The 22,283-nt window shown below is 65.4% G+C and carries 19 protein-coding genes; 6 read left to right on the forward strand and 13 right to left on the reverse strand.

The genetic code is table 11. The features are described 5' to 3' along the window. Positions 1–16 precede the first annotated feature (16 nt). The 5 genes from AB0N24_RS07630 (at position 17) to AB0N24_RS07650 (ending at position 5,225) form a co-directional block, all read left to right on the forward strand. A complete protein-coding gene (locus tag AB0N24_RS07630) occupies positions 17–520 on the forward strand; it encodes a GNAT family N-acetyltransferase (protein WP_364122543.1) in 504 nt (167 codons plus the stop codon). Positions 521–587: 67 nt separating this feature from the next. After that, entirely contained in the window at positions 588–1,022 is a 435-nt protein-coding gene (locus AB0N24_RS07635; RefSeq protein WP_104175167.1) for an acyl-CoA thioesterase, read from the forward strand. A gap of 195 nt (positions 1,023–1,217) precedes the next feature. After that, positions 1,218–2,297, forward strand: a complete 1,080-nt coding sequence (locus AB0N24_RS07640; RefSeq protein ID WP_364122546.1) for an extracellular solute-binding protein — start codon at positions 1,218–1,220, stop codon at positions 2,295–2,297. Positions 2,298–2,331: 34 nt separating this feature from the next. Beyond that, positions 2,332–3,414: an ABC transporter ATP-binding protein gene (locus tag AB0N24_RS07645; protein ID WP_364122548.1), complete on the forward strand. Its 1,083-nt coding sequence runs from the start codon at positions 2,332–2,334 to the stop codon at positions 3,412–3,414. Next, positions 3,411–5,225, forward strand: a complete 1,815-nt coding sequence (locus AB0N24_RS07650; protein ID WP_364122550.1) for an iron ABC transporter permease — start codon at positions 3,411–3,413, stop codon at positions 5,223–5,225. Before AB0N24_RS07645 ends, AB0N24_RS07650 begins: the two co-directional genes overlap by 4 nt. Here the strand turns inward: AB0N24_RS07650 and AB0N24_RS07655 are convergent. The 8 genes from AB0N24_RS07655 to AB0N24_RS07690 form a co-directional block, all read right to left on the reverse strand. Next, positions 5,203–6,240 (reverse strand): FAD-dependent monooxygenase, encoded by a 1,038-nt coding sequence (locus AB0N24_RS07655; RefSeq protein WP_364122552.1) that lies wholly within the window; start codon positions 6,238–6,240, stop codon positions 5,203–5,205. The genes AB0N24_RS07650 and AB0N24_RS07655 overlap by 23 nt on opposite strands. Positions 6,241–6,328: 88 nt before the next feature. Beyond that, on the reverse strand, positions 6,329–7,516 hold the full coding sequence (locus AB0N24_RS07660; protein WP_364122554.1) for a 4-hydroxybenzoate 3-monooxygenase: 1,188 nt from the start codon (positions 7,514–7,516) through the stop codon (positions 6,329–6,331). 127 nt (positions 7,517–7,643) lie between these two features. Then, positions 7,644–8,411, reverse strand: a complete 768-nt coding sequence (locus AB0N24_RS07665) for an IclR family transcriptional regulator (protein WP_364122556.1) — start codon at positions 8,409–8,411, stop codon at positions 7,644–7,646. 194 nt (positions 8,412–8,605) lie between these two features. Next, entirely contained in the window at positions 8,606–9,583 is a 978-nt protein-coding gene (locus AB0N24_RS07670) for an ABC transporter substrate-binding protein (protein WP_364122558.1), read from the reverse strand. 107 nt (positions 9,584–9,690) lie between these two features. Continuing rightward, complete coding sequence (locus AB0N24_RS07675) at positions 9,691–11,739, reverse strand: ABC transporter permease subunit (RefSeq protein ID WP_364122560.1); 2,049 nt, start codon at positions 11,737–11,739, stop codon at positions 9,691–9,693. Next, positions 11,739–12,776, reverse strand: coding sequence for a glycine betaine/L-proline ABC transporter ATP-binding protein (locus tag AB0N24_RS07680; RefSeq protein WP_364122562.1), 1,038 nt, complete (start codon positions 12,774–12,776; stop codon positions 11,739–11,741). Before AB0N24_RS07680 ends, AB0N24_RS07675 begins: the two co-directional genes overlap by 1 nt. Before the next feature lie 171 nt (positions 12,777–12,947). Further along, a complete protein-coding gene (locus tag AB0N24_RS07685) occupies positions 12,948–13,178 on the reverse strand; it encodes an aldehyde dehydrogenase family protein (protein WP_364122564.1) in 231 nt (76 codons plus the stop codon). A gap of 458 nt (positions 13,179–13,636) precedes the next feature. Then, positions 13,637–14,713: an FUSC family protein gene (locus tag AB0N24_RS07690; protein ID WP_364122855.1), complete on the reverse strand. Its 1,077-nt coding sequence runs from the start codon at positions 14,711–14,713 to the stop codon at positions 13,637–13,639. A 194-nt stretch (positions 14,714–14,907) separates the two neighbouring features. On the opposite strand from AB0N24_RS07690, the gene mscL reads away from it, so the two are divergent. Then, positions 14,908–15,408: a large conductance mechanosensitive channel protein MscL gene (gene mscL, locus AB0N24_RS07695; RefSeq protein WP_364122566.1), complete on the forward strand. Its 501-nt coding sequence runs from the start codon at positions 14,908–14,910 to the stop codon at positions 15,406–15,408. A 28-nt stretch (positions 15,409–15,436) separates the two neighbouring features. On the opposite strand, the gene AB0N24_RS07700 is transcribed toward mscL, so the two are convergent. From AB0N24_RS07700 to AB0N24_RS07720, 5 genes are all read right to left on the reverse strand, one after another. Further along, positions 15,437–16,612, reverse strand: a complete 1,176-nt coding sequence (locus tag AB0N24_RS07700) for a DegT/DnrJ/EryC1/StrS family aminotransferase (RefSeq protein WP_364122568.1) — start codon at positions 16,610–16,612, stop codon at positions 15,437–15,439. A gap of 247 nt (positions 16,613–16,859) precedes the next feature. Next, positions 16,860–17,678 (reverse strand): Wzz/FepE/Etk N-terminal domain-containing protein, encoded by an 819-nt coding sequence (locus tag AB0N24_RS07705; RefSeq protein WP_364122570.1) that lies wholly within the window; start codon positions 17,676–17,678, stop codon positions 16,860–16,862. Between the two features lie 9 nt (positions 17,679–17,687). Beyond that, entirely contained in the window at positions 17,688–19,052 is a 1,365-nt protein-coding gene (locus tag AB0N24_RS07710) for an O-antigen ligase family protein (protein WP_364122572.1), read from the reverse strand. Further along, entirely contained in the window at positions 19,052–21,670 is a 2,619-nt protein-coding gene (locus AB0N24_RS07715; protein WP_364122574.1) for a WecB/TagA/CpsF family glycosyltransferase, read from the reverse strand. Before AB0N24_RS07715 ends, AB0N24_RS07710 begins: the two co-directional genes overlap by 1 nt. Before the next feature lie 9 nt (positions 21,671–21,679). After that, positions 21,680–22,276, reverse strand: a complete 597-nt coding sequence (locus AB0N24_RS07720) for an acyltransferase (RefSeq protein ID WP_364122857.1) — start codon at positions 22,274–22,276, stop codon at positions 21,680–21,682. Positions 22,277–22,283: the final 7 nt, after the last annotated feature.

A 22,283-nucleotide genomic window follows, 5' to 3' on the forward strand; every position in this document is an offset into this window, starting at 1 on the left:
GCGAATCGAGGCAGTGATGCAGACCAATCCCCGACTCAACATCAGGCAGGTCACCTGGGCAAACCCCGTAGGCGCCGACCTGCGGGCCGCCCAGCAGGCGGAACTGGACGCGCGCTTCGGTACGAAGGACCACGAACCCGGGCCGCCGCCGTCGGAAGCGGATACTGCCATCTTCCTGGTGGCCTATGAGAAGAGCTCGGGACAGCCGGTGGGATGCGGCGGCCTGAGGATGCTGGACTCCACCACGGCGGAGATCAAGCGGCTCTACGTCCTGCCGTACACGCGGGGTTCGGGCGTTGCCAGCTCCATTCTCGCCGCACTGGAGGCGCACGCCCACGGAATGGGCGTCACCTCGATCACCGCAGAGGCGGGCTCGGCCCAGCCGGACGGCAGGAACTTCTACCAGAGCTGCGGCTTCGACGAAGTGCCCAACTTCGGCCCCTACATCGGAGTGGAGCACTCCTACTGCTACGCGAAGAAAATCGATTCACACAGCGCCGCCCACACGGCCATGGCCTGACGACGGCGGCAGCCGGCTGCCGCCGTCACACTGCGGCCGCCCGGCCGCCGTCGGCTAATCTCGCATTATGGAATCGGCAGACATCACTTTCCGCACCCGTAAATGGGTGCGGCCCGAAGACCTCAACGCCAACGGCACCCTGTTCGGCGGGAGCCTGCTGAAGTGGATCGACGAGGAAGCGGCCATCTACGCCATCCTGCAGCTCGGCAACGGCCGGGCCGTCACCAAGTACATTTCCGAGATCAACTTCGTCAGCTCCGCGGTGCAGGGCGACCTGATCGAAATGGGACTGACCGCCACGCGCTTCGGCCGGACATCACTGACCATGCGCGCCGAAGTGCGGAACATGATCACCCGGCAAAGCATCCTCACCATCGAGGAGATCGTGTTCGTGAACCTCAGCCCGCACGGCAAGCCCGAACCCCACGGCTACACCGAGATCACCTACGACCGCGACCGCATCCCCACGCACCACCTGACGGAGACCCTGGAACAGGACTGATTCAACCCTGGGCGGGCCGGAAGTTCACCGTGCGTTAAACCCACGGGTGCACGTTGTTGCGGCAGTTCCACAAGACTCGAACACCGAGGCCGAGTAGTTTATCGAATCGATAGCTATAAACGGCCCGAATCGGCATGGGCCGCTATAGGCTTGCCGGACAATGCTCCGGTTCCAGTTCAGAAATGGGTCTCAATCGTGCACAAATTCCAAACAATGGTCGCCGCCGCCGTCGCTATCACCCTTCTGTCCGGCTGCGGTGCCGGCTCCGCCGCCCCCGAAACATCCGGTAGTTCCCCGGCAGGAGGGGCATCCGGCGACACCCTGGTGGTGTACACCAACTCCAACGGCGAGGGCCGCGGGGAGTGGCTGACGAAGAAGGCCGGGGAGGCCGGCTTCAAGATTGAGATCGTGGGCGCCGGCGGTGCCGACGCGACCAACAAGCTGATCGCCGAGAAGAACAACCCCATTGCCGACGTCGCCTTCGGCCTCAACAACATGTACTTCGCCCAGGTCAAAGCAGCCGATGCCATCGAGGCCTATAAGCCGGCCTGGGCAGACGAGGTGGACGCCTCGCTCGCCGACAGCGACGACGAAAAGGCCTACTGGCCGCTGGTGAAGCAGGCAATCATGCTCGGCTACAACTCGGACAAGATCACCCCGGAGCAGGCGCCGAAGGACTGGACGGACCTGTGGTCCAAGGACGAGTTCAAGACGCGCTATGAGCGGGTCACGGGGCTGGGTACGGCCACGGCGCAGCTTGTTTTCGCCGGCATTCTTTCCCGCTACAAGGACGATTCCGGCGAACTGGGCATCTCGGATGAAGGCTGGAAGCAGGTGGAGCAGTACTTCCGGAACGGCAGCCCGGCCGTGGCGAAGACCGACCTCTTCGCCCGTATCGCGTCAGGGGACGTGGATATGGGCCAGATGCCATCCTCGATCGTGGCGGAACGCGAAAAGTCCTTCAAGGTGAGCGTGGAAACCGTGGTGCCTTCCGTCGGAGTCCCGCTCGCGGTGGAGCAGGTGGCCCTCGTGAAGGGCACGGACAAGAAGGAACAGGCGCAGAAGTTCATCGACTGGTTCGGAAGCGCGGACGTACAGGGCGAATGGGCGCAGCAGTTCAATTCCATGCCTGTGAACAAGGGCGCAGCCGCCAAGGCCAAGCCCGAGGTGGTTGAGTTCTTCGACGGGCTCAAACAGCAGGACATCGACTGGAACTTCGTCCAGGAGAACATGGGCGCCTGGGTGGAGAAAATCGAGCTCGAGTACATGACGTAGTCCTCCCCTCCAACAGCCCACAGACAGGTTTCCCATGATCCGCTTGGACAACATCGAAGTTTCCTTCGGAGATTTCATTGCCATCCCGCGCCTGGACCTCCACGTCCGGCCGGGGGAATTCTTCACCCTGCTGGGCCCGTCGGGCTGCGGGAAAACGACGGCGCTGCGCACCTTGGCCGGCTTCATCGAGCCTTCCGCCGGGACCGTCCATGTGGACGGCAGGAACGTCACGCGCCTGCCCAGCGACAAGCGCCAAGTGGGGATGGTGTTCCAGAATTACGCGCTGTTCCCCAGCATGAGCGTCCGGGAAAACATCGCCTTCGGCCTCCGCGTCCGGAAGGAGAAGTCCGCCGAGAGTGATCGCTTGGTGCGCGATATCGCACGCCGGGTGGAGCTCAGCGATGAGCAGCTCGACAAGAACGTGGCGGAACTCTCGGGGGGCCAGCAGCAGCGCGTTGCAGTTGCCCGCGCCCTGGTGCTGCGGCCCAAAATCCTGCTGCTCGACGAGCCGCTGTCCAATCTCGATGCCAAACTGCGGCACCAGCTGAGGCAGCAGCTCAAGGACCTGCAGAGCGAGTTCGGGATCACCACTGTTTATGTCACCCACGATCAGGACGAGGCGCTTGCCATGAGTGACCGCGTGGCCGTCTTCAACAAGGGCGCGGTGGAGCAGGTGGGCACCCCGCAGGCGATCTACGACCGGTCCGCCACCGAGTTCGTGTGCAACTTCATCGGCGACAGTTCCGCCCTGACCGCGGAGTTCGTCGCTGAACTGAACCGCCTTTCCGGCGCCGGCCTCAGCACCGCGGCCAATTCCTACCTGCGGGTGGAAAAGGCGTCCCTAACGCTTCCCGCAGCCGGCAGTACAGCAGACGGCGGCACCGCCGTCGGGCTTGGCGGAGAGGTGGTGTCACGCACCTACCACGGCCTCCACAGCCGCTACGTAGTGCGGAGCCACGGCGCCGAAATCCGGCTGCTGGTCAAGGAGGACGGCGGCGCGCATCCGGAAGCAGGGACGCGGACCACCGTGTATGTCCAGCCGGACCACGTGCTGCAGTACCACTCCGATACCGGCGCCGCCCTGGCCAGGCAGGACCAGGCGGCGGCTATCCGATGAGTGGCACCTCAGCCAAAAGCATGCTCCGCTCGCCGTTCGTCATCATTGTGGGAACGGTCCTGACGTGGTTCATCGCCGCCTTCCTCGTCTGGCCCAACGCCAACGTGCTGATCGAGACGTTCTTCCCTGGCGGGAACTTTTCGGGCCGGGCGGCGGAGAAGCTGTTTTCCTCCCAGCGCGCCATGAAATCCCTGGGCAACAGCTTCCTGCTGGCGGTGGCACTTTCCATCACGGTGAACGTTGTGGGAATCTTCATCGTCTTGGTCACCCACTACTTCCGGATCCGCGGTTCCAGGATTCTGTTCCTCGGCTACGCCACCACGTTCATCTATGGCGGCATCGTGCTGGCGGCGGGCTACAAGTTCATCTACGGCGACAAAGGGATCGTCACAGCTTTCCTGCTGAATGTCTTTCCCGGCATGGAGCCCGGCTGGTTTTCGGGATTCTTTGCCGTGTTGGCGGTGATGACGTTCGCCACCACCACCAACCACATGCTCTTCGTCGCGAACGCCCTCAAAGGCGTCGACTACCAGACAATCGAAGCGGCCCGGAATCTCGGTGCTTCCACGTGGACCATCCTTCGCCGCATCGTGCTGCCCATGCTGAAGCCCACTCTCTTTGCCGTGACCATCCTGTCCTTCCTGACCGGGCTGGGGGCACTCAGCGCCCCGCAGGTCCTCGGCGGACGCGACTTCCAAACCATCACCCCGATGATCCTCACGTTCACGAACAGCCCCACGTCCCGGGATCTGGCCGCCCTGCTCGCCGTCATCCTGGGCGTGGCTACCATCCTGATGCTCGCCGTGATGTCACGCCTGGAAAAGGGCGGAACGTACTTTTCGGTGTCCAAGGTTTCCTCTGCGCTGCAGAAGCAGAAAATCGCCAACCCTGCAGCCAACGTTGCTGTCCACGCGGCCGCTTACCTGCTGTTCGCGGTTTACACGCTGCCCGTGGCGCTGATTGTGCTGTTTTCCTTCGCGGACGGCGCGGCCGTCCAGACGGGGCACCTCTCCCTGGACAGCCTCACCATGGATAACTACGTGCGCGTGCTGACGCAGCCCTCAGGCCTGAGGCCCTTTGTCATCAGCGTTGTGTACAGCGCCGTTGCTGCGGTCATTGCCGTCGGCGGGCTGCTGTTTGTGGCGCGGATCCTGCAGAAGCACAAGAACTGGGTGACTGCCATGTTTGAGTACCTGCTGCACATCCCCTGGATCCTGCCCTCGGCTTTGCTGGCCCTCGGCCTGATCATCAGCTACGACCACCCGAACCCCTTGGTGGGCGGCGCGGTCCTCACCGGGACCACCGTCATTCTCCTCGTCGCCTTCGTCACGGTGAAGATCCCCTTCACGCTCAGGATGCTCAAGGCGTCGTTTGCCTCGGTGAACTCATCACTGGAGGAGGCGGCCTCCATCATGGGGGCCAAGACGCTTTATGTGTTCCGGCGTATTCTGCTGCCGCTGGTCCTTCCGGCCGCTGCGGCCATCACGGCCTTGAACTTCAACAGCATGCTGGACGACTACGACACCGCCATTTTCCTGGCACACCCGCTGGTCCAGCCGCTGGGACTGGTCATCAAAGCCAACACGGACGGCGCAGAAGGGGTGGACGGAGTTTCCAACACATTCGTTTACACCGTCCTGCTGATGGTCATCACCGGGCTGACGATGTACCTCGTGTACGGGAGATCCGGCGGACGGACCCGCTCCAAGGGCACAAAGCCCCCAGCCGCGCCGGGCACAGTGGCCGCCACTGTTTCGCCCGCCACTGTTTCGCCCAGTCCTGTTTCACCTAGCCCTGCGCGGACCGGCTGAGCCGTCCGGCGAGGCCGAGAATCCCGTCCCGGAGCGGCTGGGCGGATTCCGTGAGCACGAGCCGGGTCATTGCGGAAGACGCCACGCGCAAGGCCTGGCTGCGCAGGACGCGCCGCCTGTTGTACGCCTTCAGGGCCTCCGGACGCGGACGGGAGTTGAGCAGTTCCGCGAGGGTAACGGCGTCAATCAGGGCCTCGCAGGCACCACGCCCGAGGTTCGGCGTCATGCCGTGCGCGGCGTCTCCCACCAGCACGGATCCATCCCGCGCGTAGCGTCCAAGGGCAGGCACGGTCCAAATACGCTGGGCGAGGGTTCCCTCCGGGGTGGCCGCAGCCAGGACGCGGCCGATTCCGGCGGCTTTCCCCGCAAAGCGCCGGCGGATGAGGTCCAGCGCCGCCGCGACGTCGATGCCGCCCGGGCCCAGGTCTGACCGGTACGAGGCGTACCAGTACGTCCGATTCCGGGAGGCCGGAGCAATGCCGAACAATTCGCCGCGGCCCCAATATTCGCCGCCCGTATCCCCGGCAACGGGTTCATCGATGATGCCGCGCAAAGCGAGGTAGGGGCTGAGCCGCTCCATGGACCGAAGGCCCCACCGTGCCCGGCGGACCACGCTGTGAACGCCATCCGCTCCGACCAGCAGCCCGGTTTCGGGGAGCGATGTCACAGCCCCGGACACGCGGGCTACCGACTCCGGCACAGCGGCGTCCAGGTGCCGCAGCAGGTCCGCGCGTGAAACACCGATCACGCCGGAAACCTCGGCGCGCAACAGTGCTTTCCCGGATGCGTCCCGCAGTGCCATGGCGTCGAACCCGGACCCTGCCGCCCGGATTGCCGGCAGGATCCCCACGGAGCCGAGCGCCCGCTGGGCCTCCGGCCACATGGCCAGGGACGTTTCCACCGTTGGCACGGTATCCCGCCGCTCGTGCACGGCCACGTCGAAGCGGTCCGGATCAAGGGTCGCGGCAAGGGCCAGGCCGGCGATGCCGCCGCCAACGATGGTTATGGCTTCCATGGACCGATGTTATGCCCGACGGCGGCAGTCGTGGTGGGCGGCCCGGTACCCGTCGCGCGGACAGACGCCCGGGGCGTGGACCCGGCCCCTAGGCGGAAGGCCAGCCGGTGTAGGCCTCGGCGAGGTAGGCCTTGCCGTGGCGGGACGACACTACCGAGTTGAGCTCGCCCAGCTGGCGTGCGCGGGAAAAGTCGTCGGCGTCCGCCGGCGTGTGAAGCATGGACGTCATCCAGTAGGAGAACTGCTGGGCCTTCCAGACGCGCTCCAGGGCACGGTCGCTGTAGGCGTCCAGCAGCGCCGGGGAGCCGCTCCGGTAGTAGCTTTCCAGCCCTTCGAACAGGACCTTCACGTCGTGGATGGCCAGGTTCAGGCCCTTGGCGCCGGTGGGCGGCACGGTGTGGGCGGCGTCGCCGGCCAGGAAGAGCTTCCCGTGGCGCATGGGGGCGTGGACGAAACTGCGGAACTTCAGCACCATCTTGTCGATGACCGGCCCTTCCTTGAGCTCGAAGCCGTTGCCGTTGACGCGGCTGCGGAAGGCGTCCCAGATGCGGTCCTCGCTCCAGTTGTTCACGTCCTCGTTGGGATCGCACTGGAAGTACATGCGCTGGACCGTCTCGGTCCGCTGGCTGATCAGGGCAAAACCGTTGTCCGAGTTGGCGTAGATCAGTTCGTCGGAGCTGCGGGGCGCTTGAGCCAGGATGCCGAACCAGGCGAACGGGTATTCGTGGAAGTACCACTTGCGGTCCGCCTCGGGGATCTGGAAGCGGCAGTGGCTGCGGGAACCGTCCGCGCCGGTGACGAAATCCGCCTGCAGTTCGTACTCCACGCCGTCGGCATCCGTGAACCGGACCTTGGGCTTGCCTTCGATGTCGTGGATGGTGGTGTCCGTGACGCTGTAGCGGACGTCCCCGCCGTCGGCCTCGCGGCGTGCGGCGAGGTCCATGAACACGTCGGTCTGCGGGTACAGCCAGACGGACTCCCCCACCAGGTCCTTGAAGTCGATCCGGTGGCTTTCGCCGTTGAAGCGCAGCTCAATACCGTCGTGCCGGTCGCCTTCCCGCAGCACCCGGTCCGAGACGCCGCTGTCCACCAGCATGTTCACCGTGCCGTGCTCCAGGATGCCGGCACGGACGGTCTCCTGGATGTCCTGGCGGCTGCGGATTTCGATCACGGTGGACTCGACGCCGGCCTTGGCCAGCAGGTGCGAGAGCATCAGCCCGGCCGGGCCGGCGCCCAGAATGGCCACCTGGGTGGTGATGACGGTGCGTGCTGCCATGGTGTTCCTCGCTTCGTTGCGGGGCCCCGGCGGTAGGGTCCGGGGGCCTGTTGGATCGTCTGGCTAACAGTGTGCGCCCCGGTACGTGATCCGCGTTATAAGGATTCCGTTGAATGGAATTGGTGGGTTAGTCCCGCCCCTCGGCGGCGTTCTGGGATTCGCCCAGGCGGCGCCCGATCCCCCGGGCCGCGGTCTGCAGCGCGGGCACCAGCGCCTGCAGGCGCACCTCCCGCAGCGGAACCACGACGCCGAGGGCGGCCACCGTCCGCTTCTTGCGGTCCGTCACGGGGACGGCGATGCCCCAGGTGTCCGGATCCACCACGCCGGCCAGCTGGGCATAGCCCTGGTGGGCTGCTTCCCCGAGCTGGACACGCAGTTCAGCAACCGTCAGGCGGCCGGCGGGATCCGTGAAACCGTCCAGGTATTCCGCCTGGACGGTGTGTGGCTGGTTGGCCATCAGAACCAGCCCGGCGGAGGACACATGCACCGGCATGCGTCCGGCAACCTGCGCCCGGTTGGCCACCGATCCACGCCGGGACAGCCGCTCCACGAAGAGCGCCTCCCAGCCGTCCAGGACCGCAAGGTTCACATTCTGGTTCAGGACCTGCTGGATGTCCTCCATGAACGGCATGGCGGCCTGGCGGAGTTCCAGGGTGGGCGAATTGCGGTTGACCAGCTCCCACAGGCGAAGCCCCAGCTGCACCGAGCCGGCGGAGCCGACATCCAGCAGCCCGTGCCCGGCCAGCTGCCGGACCAGCCGGTGAGCAGTGGTGAGCGGCAGCCCGGCGCGGGCGGCGAGCTCCGACAGGGGCAGGACGTTGACGCCCTCCGGAAACGCGGCAATAACGCGGACCACGCGGTCCACCACTGAGTCGCCGGAGCCCGAGTTGGCCACACTTGCCCTTCCATTGAATGGTTTGAAGTGTCCCACATAACAGCGCCCAGTGGTACAAATCCCAGAACGGGAATGTCCGGTCCGGGCGCGTGCCCGCTCCCGGCCTGGACCACGAGCTTGGCTTCGGGCCAAGCACGTCAGCCACCCGGGACATCCCTGGGTGGCTGACGTTTGCTGTGCCGGGTCGCTCTTGCTTACTTAAGCCAGGAAGCCACGACTTCCTGGTGCGCGTCCACCCACTTCTTCGCCGCGGCCTCGGGCGTCATGCCGCCCTGGATATCCGTCGCGACCGCATCCTGGTCCTCGTTGGTCCACTTGAACCCCTTGGCCAGCTTGGCTGCCGGCGAGCCGCTTTCCGCGAACTTTGTGGAGATGACCTTGTTGAGCGTGTACGTCGGGTAGTCACAGGCCACCTTTTCGGCATCGGCGTCGCAGCCCTTGGTCCAGGCCGGGAGCGCGACCTTCTTGAGGGGTACCTCGGACAGGAACCACTGCGGCTCGTAGAAGTAGCCCAGCAGGGGTGTCTTATTCTGCTCCGCGGTCCGGAATGACTGGATCAGGGCCGCCTCCGAACCGGAGAACACCACCTTGTAGTCCAGGTTCAGGTTCTTCACCAGCGCCTCGTCGTTGGTGACGAACGCGGGGTCGCCGTCGAGGAGCTGCCCCTTTCCGCCCGACTCGGACGTGGCGAACATTGAAGCGTACTTGTTCAGGTTCTTCCCGTCGGTGATGTCCGGGTACTTCTCGGCCATCCATGGTGCTACATACCAGCCGATGTGGCCTTCGTTTCCGGTGGGCCCGGCGTCGACGGCTACCTTCTGGTCGGTGATGTATTGCTTGGCCAGATCGTCATGGCCCCAGTTTTCAATGATGATGTCCACCTCGCCGGAGCCGAAACCCTGCCAGGAGATCTGCTCGTTCAGGTCTTTCTGGACCACCGTGCAGCCAAGCTGGTTTTTCGCCACGTAGCTGTACACTGCGGCATTGGCCGTATACCCCACCCAGGCGTTCATTGCGACGTTCACAGCTCCACAGGGCGCATCCGAGGAACCGCCTGCGGCGGCCACCTGGTTCACGGAAGCGCCACCGCAGCCTGACAGCAGCAGGGCAGCAGCAGCGGCCCCTGCCGCTGCCGCGAAAGTTCGTTTCAACAGCAGTCCAGCTTTGTTCATCCTTCAGTCTCCTTGTTGGGGGGCGGGAGTGCGTCGGGTCCTTCCAGGGCCCGAGGCACGGGGAGGTAGCGCTGCCTCTTGGTGCAGCGCGCCTCTTTGGAGGGTGGTTAGGTTGCGGGGGTCTTGGTTGAGCGGGTCTTGCCTGAGGGGATTTTCCGCAGCGGTGCCGCTGCGGCCGCCTGGGTCATCCTGTCCAGCAGGATGCCGAGGAAGACAATGGCAAGGCCCGCGGCGAGGCCCTTGCCGAAGAGGGAGCTTTGGACAAAGCCGGCGACGACGTCGTACCCGAGGCCGCCGGCGCCCACCAATGCACCGACCACCACCATGGCCAGGACGTAGATCAGGCCCTGGTTTGCGGCGAGGGCCAGTGATTGCCTGGCCATCGGCAGCTGGACCTTGGTGATGACCTGCCAGGGGGTAGAGCCGCTGGAGACGGCAGCTTCGACGACTGTCGGTGAAATCGCTGTAATGCCATCCGCGGTGATCTTGATGGCCACGGGCGCGGCGTAGATGATGCCGGCAATGATCGCCGTGAAGCGGGTGGCGCCAAAGAGGCCAAGGAAGGGAACCAGGTAGACAAAAGCCGGCATGGTCTGGCCTGCGTCCAGCATGGGTCGAAGGATCTGGTCCACCCGTTCGGACCGGCCCATTGCGACGCCGAAGATGACGCCCAGGATCATGACCACCAGGGTGGCAACCAGCGTTCCGGCCAGGGTGACCATGGAGTCGCTCCAGAGGCCGAGGTAGATGATCACGCCCAGGCACGCCGTGGTGATCGTAGCGAGCTTCCAGCCGCCCAGCGCGTAGGCCGCAATGGCAATTGCGGCCACCACGGCGTAGAAAGGCGTGTCCGTGAGCAGGGACTGGAACGGGTTGAGGACCCCGGTGGTGACGGCTTCCCGGAAGGACACCGTGAACAGGGACAGGTTGTTCTGCATCCACTGGCTGGCGGAACTCACGGCCTGGACAATCATCGGCCCGATATTGAGGTCCTTCGGGAACGCCGCAGCCCATAGCATGCTGCGGGAGAACTGCACCATGGCTAGAGCCAGCACCAACGTGCCACCCAAGATGAGGTACCGCGTCCTGCGGGAAAACCGGCGGTTCCGGGCTGCCCCCGGTTCTGCCCGGCGGCTCGCAGCTGTGGTCACGCGGTCCAGCACGATCGCCAGCAGGACAATGGAGAGCCCGGCGTTGACAGCCGTGCCCACATCGAGGGATTGCAGCGCCCGGACCACTACCTGGCCAAGTCCTGGAGCTGCTATCAGGGCCGCGATGGTGACCATGGACAGGGCCGCCATGGTGCTTTGATTGATTCCCATAACAACGGTGCGGCGGGCCATGGGAAGCTGCAGGGTGAGCAGCCGTTGCAGGCCCGTTGTACCCAGCGAGTCGGAGGCTTCGCGCGTGTTCTCCGGAATGGCGCGGATGCCATGCGCCGTCAGGCGGATAACAGGCGGCGCTGCGTAGATCACCGTGGCGATAACGGCCGAAGCCGGGCCGATGAGGAAGATCAGGGCCAGCGGGGCCAGGTAAACGAATGTAGGCAGCGTCTGCATGAAGTCCAGTACCGGCGTGATCACCTTGGCAACCCGGCCGTAGACGCCGGCCAGGACACCGAGTGGGATTCCGACCAGGAGGGTAAGCAGCACGGCAGTGAGGACCAGGGCGAACGTGTACGTGGCCTCGACGAACAGGCCTTGGAGGCCAAAGAAGATAAAGACGGAGACTGTCAGCAGTGCTACCCGGGCGTTCCCGACCGCTAACGCTATCCAGCCCAGCAGTCCTACGGTTCCGAACCAGCCGATTTCGGGCAGGCGCAGGCCGGTGGAACTCGCGGCAAAGATGGTGATGAAGAAGTTGGCCACGCCGTCGACGGCTGCCCTGAGGGGCGTGAAGATGTACAGGAACACCGGATTGTCCGCGCGGTTGGCTGCCACCCACGCGTTGAACTGGTTCAGGGACCGATGCAGGTCCGTCAGTTCGGAGGCCGGCAAGGTCAGGGTGGATGTTCCGTGCAGGGCCAGGAATCCCAGGATCCAGACGACGGCGGCCCCTGCCAGCAGCGTGGTGCGGCGGCTGGGCCGGCGGCGCGGTTCTTTGGTAACCGGGGGGGCCGGCTGCACCCCGGTTCGATCGCGGACGAGGGTCGACATCAGGCTGCTGCTTCCGCTGGCTGCAGCACTGACAGGATGCTGTCGCGGTCGATCTGCCCGATGATTCTGCCCTCGGCGTCCTCGACGAGGACGGGGCAGGAGGCGTGCATGACCGATGCTATAGCGTCCCGGATAATCATCCGGGAGCTGAGGACAGGCGCATCCCCCGGCGTTCCGGCTGCCAAGGGGCGCGTGATCCATTTCAGGGTCAGGACATCAGCGCGGGGGACTTCGGACACGAAATCCTCGATGTACTTGTCTGCCGGGGATCCCACCAGGTCATCCCCTGTTCCGCACTGGACGGTCTCGCCGTTGCGCATGATGAGGATGCGGTCTCCAAGCTTGAGCGCCTCAGAGAGGTCATGGGTCACGAACACCATGGTTTTGCCCATTTCCTTGTGCAGACGGATAACTTCCGCCTGCATGTCGCGCCGGATGAGCGGATCCAGCGCGGAGAAGGGTTCATCGAAGAGGATGGTGTCCGGATCGCCGGCCAGCGCCCGGCCAAGGCCCACGCGCTGCTGCATTCCTCCGGACAGCTGGTCCGGGTAGTGCTGTTCGTAGCCCTTGAGGCCAACCAGTTCGATAATTTCCCGGGCCTTGGCGTAGCGTTCGTTCTTGGCCGCCCCGCGGATCTGCAGCCCGTAGGAGACGTTGTCCAGCACGGTGCGGTGGGGGAGGAGGCCGAAGTGCTGGAACACCATGGACATCTTCCGCCGGCGCAGCTCCCGCAGCTCCGCAAGGCCCGCTTGGAGGACGTCTTTGCCGTCCACGAGTACCTGTCCGGAGGTGGGTTCGATCAGCCGGGTCAGGCAGCGGACCAGGGTTGATTTGCCGGATCCGGAAAGTCCCATGACCACGAAAACCTCGCCTTTGGCGACGTCAAAGCTCAGGTTCCGGACGGCCGCCACGCAGCCGGTGCGTTCCAGCAGTTCCGCTGGGCTGAGGGCTGAGAGTTCCGGATCGTTGGGGATGTTGCCGCCCCCGGGGCCGAAGACCTTCCATAGGTTGCGCACTGAGATATCGGGGCTGTTCATTGCTGTACTCCTGCCTGTGTAGGTTCGAACCAATGGCTGGCTTTGGGGTTGACGTTTTGCCAGATGTGCTTTGTCTCTCGGTACTCTGTAAGGCCTTGGAGCCCGGTTCGCGGCTGTTTCCGGACTCAGCGAAGCCGCCCCGCCCGGTCTGGAACGGAGAGGTGGTAATCGTTAATCCACACGGTGCCGTGCCGGAGAGCCGCGGCCACGCTGTGCACGCGATCCATCGTGCGTCCAGGCGGTGCGGGCCAGTCTTAGGCGGGGGTTGGCCAGCGTGATGGCTTCCTGCTCCGCGCGGAAGGTCTCCACGGCCAGGGTCGGTCCGAACGACTCATCCTGGACTGCCTTCATGGACGTGTGGCCACCGTCCAGGATGGCTGGAGGGTAGCTGCCCAGTGCCAAGGCGCCGCTGTCGGGAATGTTCCAGGCGGATAGCGACTCCGGGGGCAAGTGCGTTGAGTGGGCAGGCGATGTGCATCTGTTTAGACCTTTTTCCAGTTGAGAGGCACACCCGGGGGTTGTGCCATCATCAACGCGATTCCCAATACGCAACAGAGTGAGCTATGCCACTCTTGCATGTCAAGGGTTTCCGGTGATAAAGATCGCCGCCTACCCCCTCACGGAATCTGCGCACGCTGTTTCGCCTGCAGAGTGGTGTTGCGTGATAAGCAACCTGATGACTTTGCACGAAGGCGAAAAAGACCATGCAGACACTGGCAATAATGGGAGGGTCGTTGGGGGAATTTCAGCCTTCCGCGCCGCCGCTCAGCCGGCCGTTCGGTGCTGAGGTGGCCTCCGACATCGCCGCGAAACATGGAATTAACGGGTTTGAGCTGGTTTGTTACGCCGGTCGGGCCTTCCTAGGCGGCCACGCGCTGCGCGCGGCTCCCGGCCCGCAACCGCTGCCAGACGGCGGGGGTGATCACGACGGCGATGCCGACGGCGGCGCCGATGACCGTCTCGACGATCCTGTCCCGCAGCAGCACTTCGGGGACAGCGGGCGCCGCCAACAGCGTGGAACTCAGCGCCAGCGGCGTGACGAACACCTGGGCCAGCACGTATTGCCGCGCGATGAACATTTCGGCGCCGAACTGGCACACGGCAATCACGAGGACCGTCTGCCACGGGGCAGGATTCAGCAGGAGGACTCCCGCCAGCAGGATCAGGCCCAGGACGGTTCCGATGATTCTCTGGATGCCGCGGGCCACGCGGTGACGGGTGGTGCGGCCCACCAACGGAACGACGGCGGCCACCATGGCCCAGTAGTTGTGGCCGAAGCCCAGCCACTGGCCCACCACCGTGGCCAGCGTCCCGGCCAGTCCCGCAGCCACCAGGTAGCCCACTGCTTCGAGCCGCGCTGCCCGCTTTTCATCGGGCGTCAGCCGGGCCGGCTCCGGCATGGCCCACGGCGTGCGCCGGCTCCGAACCACGCGGGAGGAAATTCCGATCAGCAGGCAGAACACCGTGGTCACGACCGAAGCGAGCATGCACTGCCACAACGGCGGCTGGTGCGGAATCGAGGCGATGGCCGCGAAGGCGAAGATATGGAACAACGAACCGGCAGGACGGTGCCGCCACCAGGCGATCACGAGCGAACACGCCCCGGCGACCACGGTGGTGGCCGCCACCTGCGTCCAGGTGGCCGCGGCGTCCGACAGGCCCAGCGCCTGCCCCGCCCGGGCCGATAACGTGGCCAGCAGGATCACCAGCAGCATGAGGGACCCGGCCCGCACCTGGATGAAGAGCCGCTTGCGGTGCAGCTCCCCGCGCCCGTAGATTCCGGTGAAGGCTCCGAAGGAAGCAAAGATTGCCAGGTCCATCCGGTCAATCAGGACCAGGATGATCAGCGGAACGAAAACGCCCACGGCGCACCGGATCGCGACGTGATGGTCCTTGTTGCCGGGGGCAATCGTGAACATCTCGGCGAACAGCTTCACGTGGGTCACGCCTTTCCATACGGTGCCAGTCTGACGGCGGCAGCGTTGGCGTCCATTCCAAATCGTACGCCCGCGGCCGGCAGGCACAGGCGGCAAAGGGCATGGCGCCACCTGGGCAGAACGCACGGCGGGCCTGCGGACTGGTATTGTCTATCGGTTAAATCACAGACCGAAACGCAATACCGGAGGACCCCATGTTTAAAGGATTCAAGGATTTCATCCTTCGCGGCAACGTGATCGAACTGTCCATCGCCGTCGTCGTCGGCACCGCGTTTACGGCGCTGGTCAGCGCCTTCACCACCAACATCGTGAACCCGATCATCGCCGCGGCCGGCGGCGTCGAGACCGAAGGTCTCGGGTTCCCCATCTGGCCCGGCAATGACAAGACCTTCGTGAACATCGGCGGGGTCCTCACCGCCTTCGTGACATTCCTCATTACCGCCGCAGTGGTGTATTTCATCTTCGTGGCGCCCATGAACAAGATCAACTCGCTGGTGAAGAGCCGGCTGGCAACGGCGGAACCGGAGGAAGAGCCCATCCCCGCGGACACTGCACTCCTGGCCGAGATCCGGGACCTGCTGACCCAGCTCGCGGGCAGCGACAAGGAACTCACCACCGTCGGCGTAAGCGGTGCCTCGTCCGGAACTGCCGCCGGAGCCGGAACGGCCGCGAACGGGTCCGAGCGCTCACGCTGACGTCGGCGGATGGTGACGTTCCGGCGGGTCAGGCGCTGGCCGCGTCCGTCCGCCGGAACCCGCCGTTCCACTTGCCGCGCCGCACGGTCACCGGTATCCCGGCTGCCGCGAGCCTGACGGAGCGGCACACGCGCGACTGTTCGCCCGGAGTCAGCTGATGGTAGACCGGCAGGACCACTGTTCTGTCCGTCAATCGTTCGGTCACCGACAGGTCCGCCGAGCCGTAATCCCGGCCCCGATACTCCGGCTGCCGGTGGGCCGCCAGGATCCCGGCGCCCGCCGAGATCCCGTCGCGCGCCAGCCGTTCCAACAGCTCAGTCCGAGGCAGGGCGAACGACGGCAGTACTTCCAGCCAGAAAGACTGGAAATTGCTGGTGCCGTAGGAGGGGTCCCTGACGGGGCGCAGCCCCTCAATCCGGGCGAGCGCCAGCTGGTAGCTGGCGACAATTTCCCTGCGGTGGGCAACGGCTTCCTGCAGCCGGCCGAGCTGAACCAGGCCGATGGCAGCCTGCAGCTCGGTCATGCGGCATTCGAATCCCGGCTCGCTCGCGGCACCATCACGCAGCTCCCGGGCCCGGCTTGCAAACGTGTCACTTTGGGTGGTGAGCATGCCGCCTTCCCCGGTGGTAAGGACCTCCCACGAGTCGAAGGACCACGCTGTCAGCTCTGCCCCGGCTCCCACCGGACGGCCCAGATACGTGGATCCCACACCGCAGGCGGCGTCCTCAATGACCGTGACGCCGAGCGGATCGCAAAGGTCCCGGATCGGCTCCAGGTCTACCGGCAGGCCGCCCTGGTCCACAACGATCACAGCCCGGGTGGCCGGTGTCAGGGCAGCCTCGATTGTTCTGCCGGACACATTGCCGGTGCCCGCCTCGACGTCGGCAAAGACGGTCCTGGCCCCCAGATGGCTGACGGCGTTGGCGGTCGCCACGGAGGAGAACGAGGGCAGGACGACGTCGTCCTGCGGTTCAACCCCGGCGACCCTCAACGCCAGAAGGAGTGCCGCGGTGCCGCTGGACACTGCGACGGCGTAGGATGCCTGCTGCGCGGAGCCGAAGGCCTCCTCGAACTGCCCGACGCGTGGCCCTTGCGCCATCCGGCCCGAAGCAAGCACCTGAACAACGGCATCCGCCTCCTCCGGTCCGAGCCACGGCCTCATGACGCCAATGTGACTGACCGTGTGGTCTTCGCTGATGGTCACTGGATCCTCCCGCTCCTCAAAACGGCATTACTTATGCACCTTCCATTCAACGCGCCGTCCTTCTACCCGTCACGAGAGTTTTGTACGCGCATTTTTCCCGCCAGGCACCGCCGTTGAGGTGCGTAATACCCGCCTGCGAATCGTGAGCCTTCGCGGGTATCGCGGCGATACTTGGATTGCTCGCCGCGGAACACCCCGGCGTTACCTGCCCGGGGCCCGGCAGGGGCGGGGCGCAGGCGTGCGCGGATCAGGTCCTGTACTCCCTGTCCGGAACGGGGATCCGGGAGGACCTGCCCAGGAGGTCCAGGTCGACGTCGGATGGCCCGTCATCCGCCCGTCTCCTTCGGCGGGTCTGCTCGGGCTGCGCCCCGGACGAATCCGCTGCGGGACTTCCTGCACGCCGGGCAGGCTTTTCCGTGGCGCGACGGCCCACACCTGCCATCTCAAGGGAGCGGGCGATGGAGACGGCGCCGAAAACCAGCACCATACCGCCAACGGCAACGATGATCAGGGTCCGAAGCCGGCTTGAGAACATCTCCTCAGCCTGGCCGGGACCGTCGACCGGAAGCGCGGAAAACAGGTAGGTTTCGTCTGCGCCGTTAATCGTCTGCACATCGCGCAGGGTGGCGGTGAGCCGGTTACCCAGTGCCACGGCGGTATCGACCGCCTGTTTGGGGGATGTTCCCGAGGCCGAGACTTTCAAAAGCATTCCGGAGCCGAAGGTACTTGCCTGGGCCACTGTGTATTCGGTGCCGAGTCCGCGGTCCTGTAGGTCCTCCACCGTTTCCTCGGCCCCCAGTTTGGTAATCAGGACTTGGGACAGCAGGGTGTTGTCAGAGCTCCTGAGGTACGGATTGTCGCCGTTGATCTTGGCCAGTTGCGGGCTGTTTTCCAGCTCCACGGCCGTGGGCACCTTGGGTGTGATCAGGGCGTAGGTCATGTTGGCCTGATACGTCCGCTGCGCAAAAAACATGACATAGACGCAGGCCGCGATGGTCAGCACAACTACAGGCATCGCCACCCACTTATGCCGCCAGAGTGTCTTGAGAACTGAAATCGGATCCATGGTTTCTTCCTACCCCCAAGGGACCTTGCCGGGCACAGCTCCGGAAGGAGCGGCCCGGACAGGGTCCGGTTGATTCTTGACCATCAGCCAGGTGGCTCCTGACAGACCTATGAAAAACGGACAGAGCAAAGCAAATACCGGAAACGACATCGAATCGAAGGTTCCGGACGCCACTGTGGCGATCAGCAGGGCAGAAGCCGCGGACGCCGCCAGTAGCTTCAGCTCGTTTTCCTGCGCGTGCCTGGCCGCAGCCAGTGCCGCCAGTGCCGGAACAGTCAGATAGGCGATCAGGGCTATAAGCCCTGTGACGCCCATGGTCACGGCCACCAGAAGATATTCGTTATCGAAAATGTCCAGCGACTGCGTTGGCATCCATGTCCCGGGCCCCGTTCCGAACCAGGGCCGGTCCGCGACCAGACGCAGTGCCAGCGGGTAATCTTCCGTGCGGTACGTGATGGAAGAATCGGCGCTGCCGGCGGTAGCGGTGCTGAAGAGCGTCGATATCAGCCCGGGAACACCGATGAACAGTCCCGCCGCGCCGACCGGGACGATCACGGCCGCCCATTGCTTGGCGAGCCTGGGCAGGAACGGAATGGTAATGACACCCACGACAACGAGCCCGATCAGCCCTGTACGGGACACGGTCATCGTGTTTGCCAGCACGAACAGCCCCACCACCAGCCATTGAAGCCGTTTGCGGCCGGAGCGGTCGTAGAGGGCCCTCCAGACGGCCAGCGGGAGCAGCATCGCCGTAACGACGCCGAGTTCGATGGGGTGCAGCGTGGTGCCGGCGACCCGCAACAGGGCTCCCCGCGCCTGAAAAGCGTCGAAGTCCCCGTTTTGGACGAAACCAACCATGAACAGCTTGAACCATTCCATCGGATTGGTGTGGGTGGTGAACTGGACCACCGCGATGATGCAGCATGCTGTGCCGCCAGCCAGGACGGGCCGTACGACGGCCATGGCGTCCTTGAGGTTGCGGACCGTCTCAGTGGTCACAAAGGCGATGCCTGCCGCGGCGACCATCAGGAGCATCCAGCGGTCCGCGGCGGCACGCCCGTCGATGGTGCTGGCCCCGCTGAGGCCCGCAAACAGGTGGGCATAGCTGAGGCAGGACGCCAGCATCAGGAGCAGGACGGCAGCGCGTCCCGGATGCCGGAAGCCCACCGGATCGTGGAGCCCCATGGCTGACGAAATCGCCCACAGCCCGAAGAGCGCCAATGCCAGCGTCTGCGGCAGGCTGCCGCTGGCCCCCACCGGCGCCAGCACCATATAGGGCGGAAAGAACATGATCGAGAACATGGTTACCTTCAGCAGCCATGGTGGCCCGCGGTGTGTTGGGCCGTCTGATAAAGCCGCAGCGGCGTGTTTCATCAGCCCGCTGTTCCTTCCCCGGACGGTGCGCGGCTGCTGCTGTCCCGTTCCCAGCCCGGACGCGGTACGCCCGAACCCTTGCGGCCCGCAATGGCGAAGCCCGCGTAGATCATCGCGTCCGCTGCCGAGAGGGGACCGCGGACTGAACGGATCAATTCAGCAACGGTCCTCGCGGTGCTGCTGTGTTGTCCCTCCATCCTGTTCACCTGGGCGTTGGCGCGGCAGACACGGCGCAGCACCGCCATGTGGTCCCTGAGGGTCCGTGGCGGACGCACCACCACGGGCTCCACGTCGAGCACGGCCTTTTCTGACGGCCCAAAAAGCCTGTCCACGTAGAGATCGTCTGCCAGCACCTCCGGGAATTCCTCCAGGCGAAGATGCCCCTCCTTGGACAGCGCGAAGGCTCCGGCCGAGTAGAGGCTCGTCGCGGTGGACGGCAGCCTCAGCCGCGCCCGGTAGTGCGCGCGGATGAGCGGATGCGCGCCGTGCAGGTCATAGCGGGCAGCGGGACGCCCGGCCAGCAGCCCGCCGGGGGCCAGTGCAAGGAACAGTTCCCGCAAGGCTCCCGCCGTGATTTCGATATCGGCATCCATGTAGAGCCGGGGCCATTCGGACGCGACGGAGTCCCCGGCGTTCATGGCGGACGGCTTGGAGGCTGCACTGGATTCCAGCACCGTGACCCCGTCGAACCGCCGGGCAATCTCAGCCGTGTTGTCGGTGCAGCCATTGCAGACCACGATCACTTCCACCTGCCGGGCAGCAGCCAGCGGGGCCAGCGGGGCGAGTGCCCGGGCGATCACGTTGGCCTCGTTGTGGGCCGGAATGATCACCGACCCGGCCGGAAAGAAGGCGGGTTCGGGGTCCCTCGTGGCACTTGGCAGCGTGGACCAGCTGTCCTCGTTGAGTACCGCCTGCAGCACGCCCCGCCGCTCTGCCTTCCAGCAGCGCAGGGCCTCTGAGAGCACTACCGCGCCCTGGAAGACCGCCGCATACGCGGCCGAGTGGTATTTGCGGATGTAGCGCACCCGATTGACGGCAAGCAGGGCATTCAGCCGGGCCGAACTTCCGGAACCGGCGCCCGCATGGGTCATGGTGGCCGCCGGCTCGTACCAGACGGTTTCACCGGCTGACCTCAGGCTGCGGAAAAAATCCGTCTCCTCCCAATACAGGAAATAGGACTCGTCCCAGGCCAGCGAGTCGGCCAGGCTGCGGCGGATCATCAGCGCCGCACCCGTGGCCCACTGCACCGTGTGCGGGTGCGCATAGCTTTCCGGGTTGAAATCCGTGCCTGCCAGCCAGCCCGGCCGGTTGGCGGCCCGGCGCCCGAGCAACGCGTCACCCAAGGCATTCGCGATGCTCGGTTCGCGGTACAGGGAGTGGCTCGTCGCGCCGCTTTCACTCAGGAGCCGGGGCACAACGGCACCGGCACGCGAAGCATTCAGCCGGTGCAGCAGAGTCTTCAGGCTGCCGCGCCCCACAGTGACGTCGGGGTTAAGCACCACAACCGTGGCGGCGTCCCCCGCCCGGCGCATTGCCGCGTTGATGCCGCCGGAGTATCCCAGGTTTCCTCCGGTTGGAAACGCAATGACGTCGGGGTGGGCGCTACGCACCAGCGCGAGTGTGCCGTCGCCGGAGGAGTTGTCGGCCACCAGTACCCGCAGGGTGAGGTCCGCGGTCTCGTCCCGGAGACCCTCCAGCAGCAAACCGATGCCGTGCGCACTGTTATAGGTAACGACGATGACGACGGCGTCCGCCGCCCCGTCGGGACCGGTGAAGCGCCCGGGGGTCCGGAGGGCGGGGGCCGCGGACGGGACGGCTGCCAGCCGGGTGGGCGGCACCGTGCACGACGCCGTCCGCAGTTTCAGGTACGCCGGCGGGCCGTCGATCAGGTAGCGGCTGGCGAGCCGTTTGGGTTCCATGGCCAGCCGGTAGCCCCATTCCAGCCCGTGCTCGCTGGCCCACTGGGGCGCGCGCTGCACCCTCCCGGCCAGGAAGTCCACTGCGGCGCCGAAGGCCAGCAGCACAGCGGCGCCGGTCAGGGCGGCGTAGTGGTCGATCCAGAGTTCCTGCCGCGGCTTGCCAAGTCCTACGTAGAGGATCTGGGTGCCCGCGGCCGCAATGTCTGCCGCGATCCGCTCCGAGTCGCGGGCGGACGCCAGTTCTTTCCGGTCCGGGGACCACATTCCGGCGACCTGGAGGCGCGGATGCTCCACGGCAATTTTCCCGGCCAGAAGCTGCTGGTTCTCCGGTGATCCGCCGAGAAAACCCACGCGGAGTCCCAACTGTTCGGCGCGGTCCAGCAGGGGCGAGGCGAGGTCGCTTCCCGCCAGCCGCGGCCAGCGGTGCCCGGTGAGCCGTTGGGACTGCGAGACCAGCGGCGCACCGTCCAGCAGATAGAGCCAGTCAACCGTGCTGGCAGGGTCGGCGTGCAGGGTGCCTTCCCATCGGCCGCCGGCACCGAAGTGGTGCAGGTGGTCCAGATTGACGGAGGCCACACCGAGCGGCGGGAGCCCCTCTTTTTCCGCCCGCGCGAGGATCAGGTCCAGGGCCGGCCCTGAGTCCATCAGATCAACCGGTGTGCCGCCCAGGATTACTTTGCTGGTGTCCTGATTTTCCACGCCGCCTCCTCAGTAGCTTTCCGTCGGAACCAGGTTCCCGTTGGCTTCGCGATAGCGCCGCCCGGTTATGGGACAGAGCCAGCTGCCGCCGTCGTCCTGCTTGAGCGGATGGCCAGCCTCACCCACCCAGCCCATTTGCCGCGCCGGCACACCCGCCACCACGGCATAGGCCGGGACATCCCGGGTCACGACGGCGCCGGCCGCCACCGTGGCCCATTCGCCAATGGTGACCGGGGCGATGCACACCGCCCGTGCACCGACTGAGGCGCCCTTGCCGACAGTCACGCCCACGGACACCCAGTCTTCGGAACCTTTGAGTGTCCCGTCAGGGGTGATGGCCCGCGGATGCAGGTCGTTGGTGAGCACCGCTGCCGGGCCAATGAAGACGCCGTCTGACAGCCGGGCCGGTTCGTAGACCAGGGCGTAGTTTTGGACTTTGCAGTTGTTGCCCAGCAGGACGGCGGGCCCCACATAGGCTCCGCGCCCGATGTTGCAGTTGCTGCCCAAAATGGCATCTTCCCGGATCTGCGCCAAATGCCAGATCCGCGATCCTTCGCCGATGCTGGCGGACTCTGCCACGTCGGCCGTTGCCGCGATGGTGATCATGTCGTTC

Source organism: Arthrobacter sp. NPDC093128 (assembly GCF_040683875.1).
Lineage (GTDB): Bacteria > Actinomycetota > Actinomycetes > Actinomycetales > Micrococcaceae > Arthrobacter.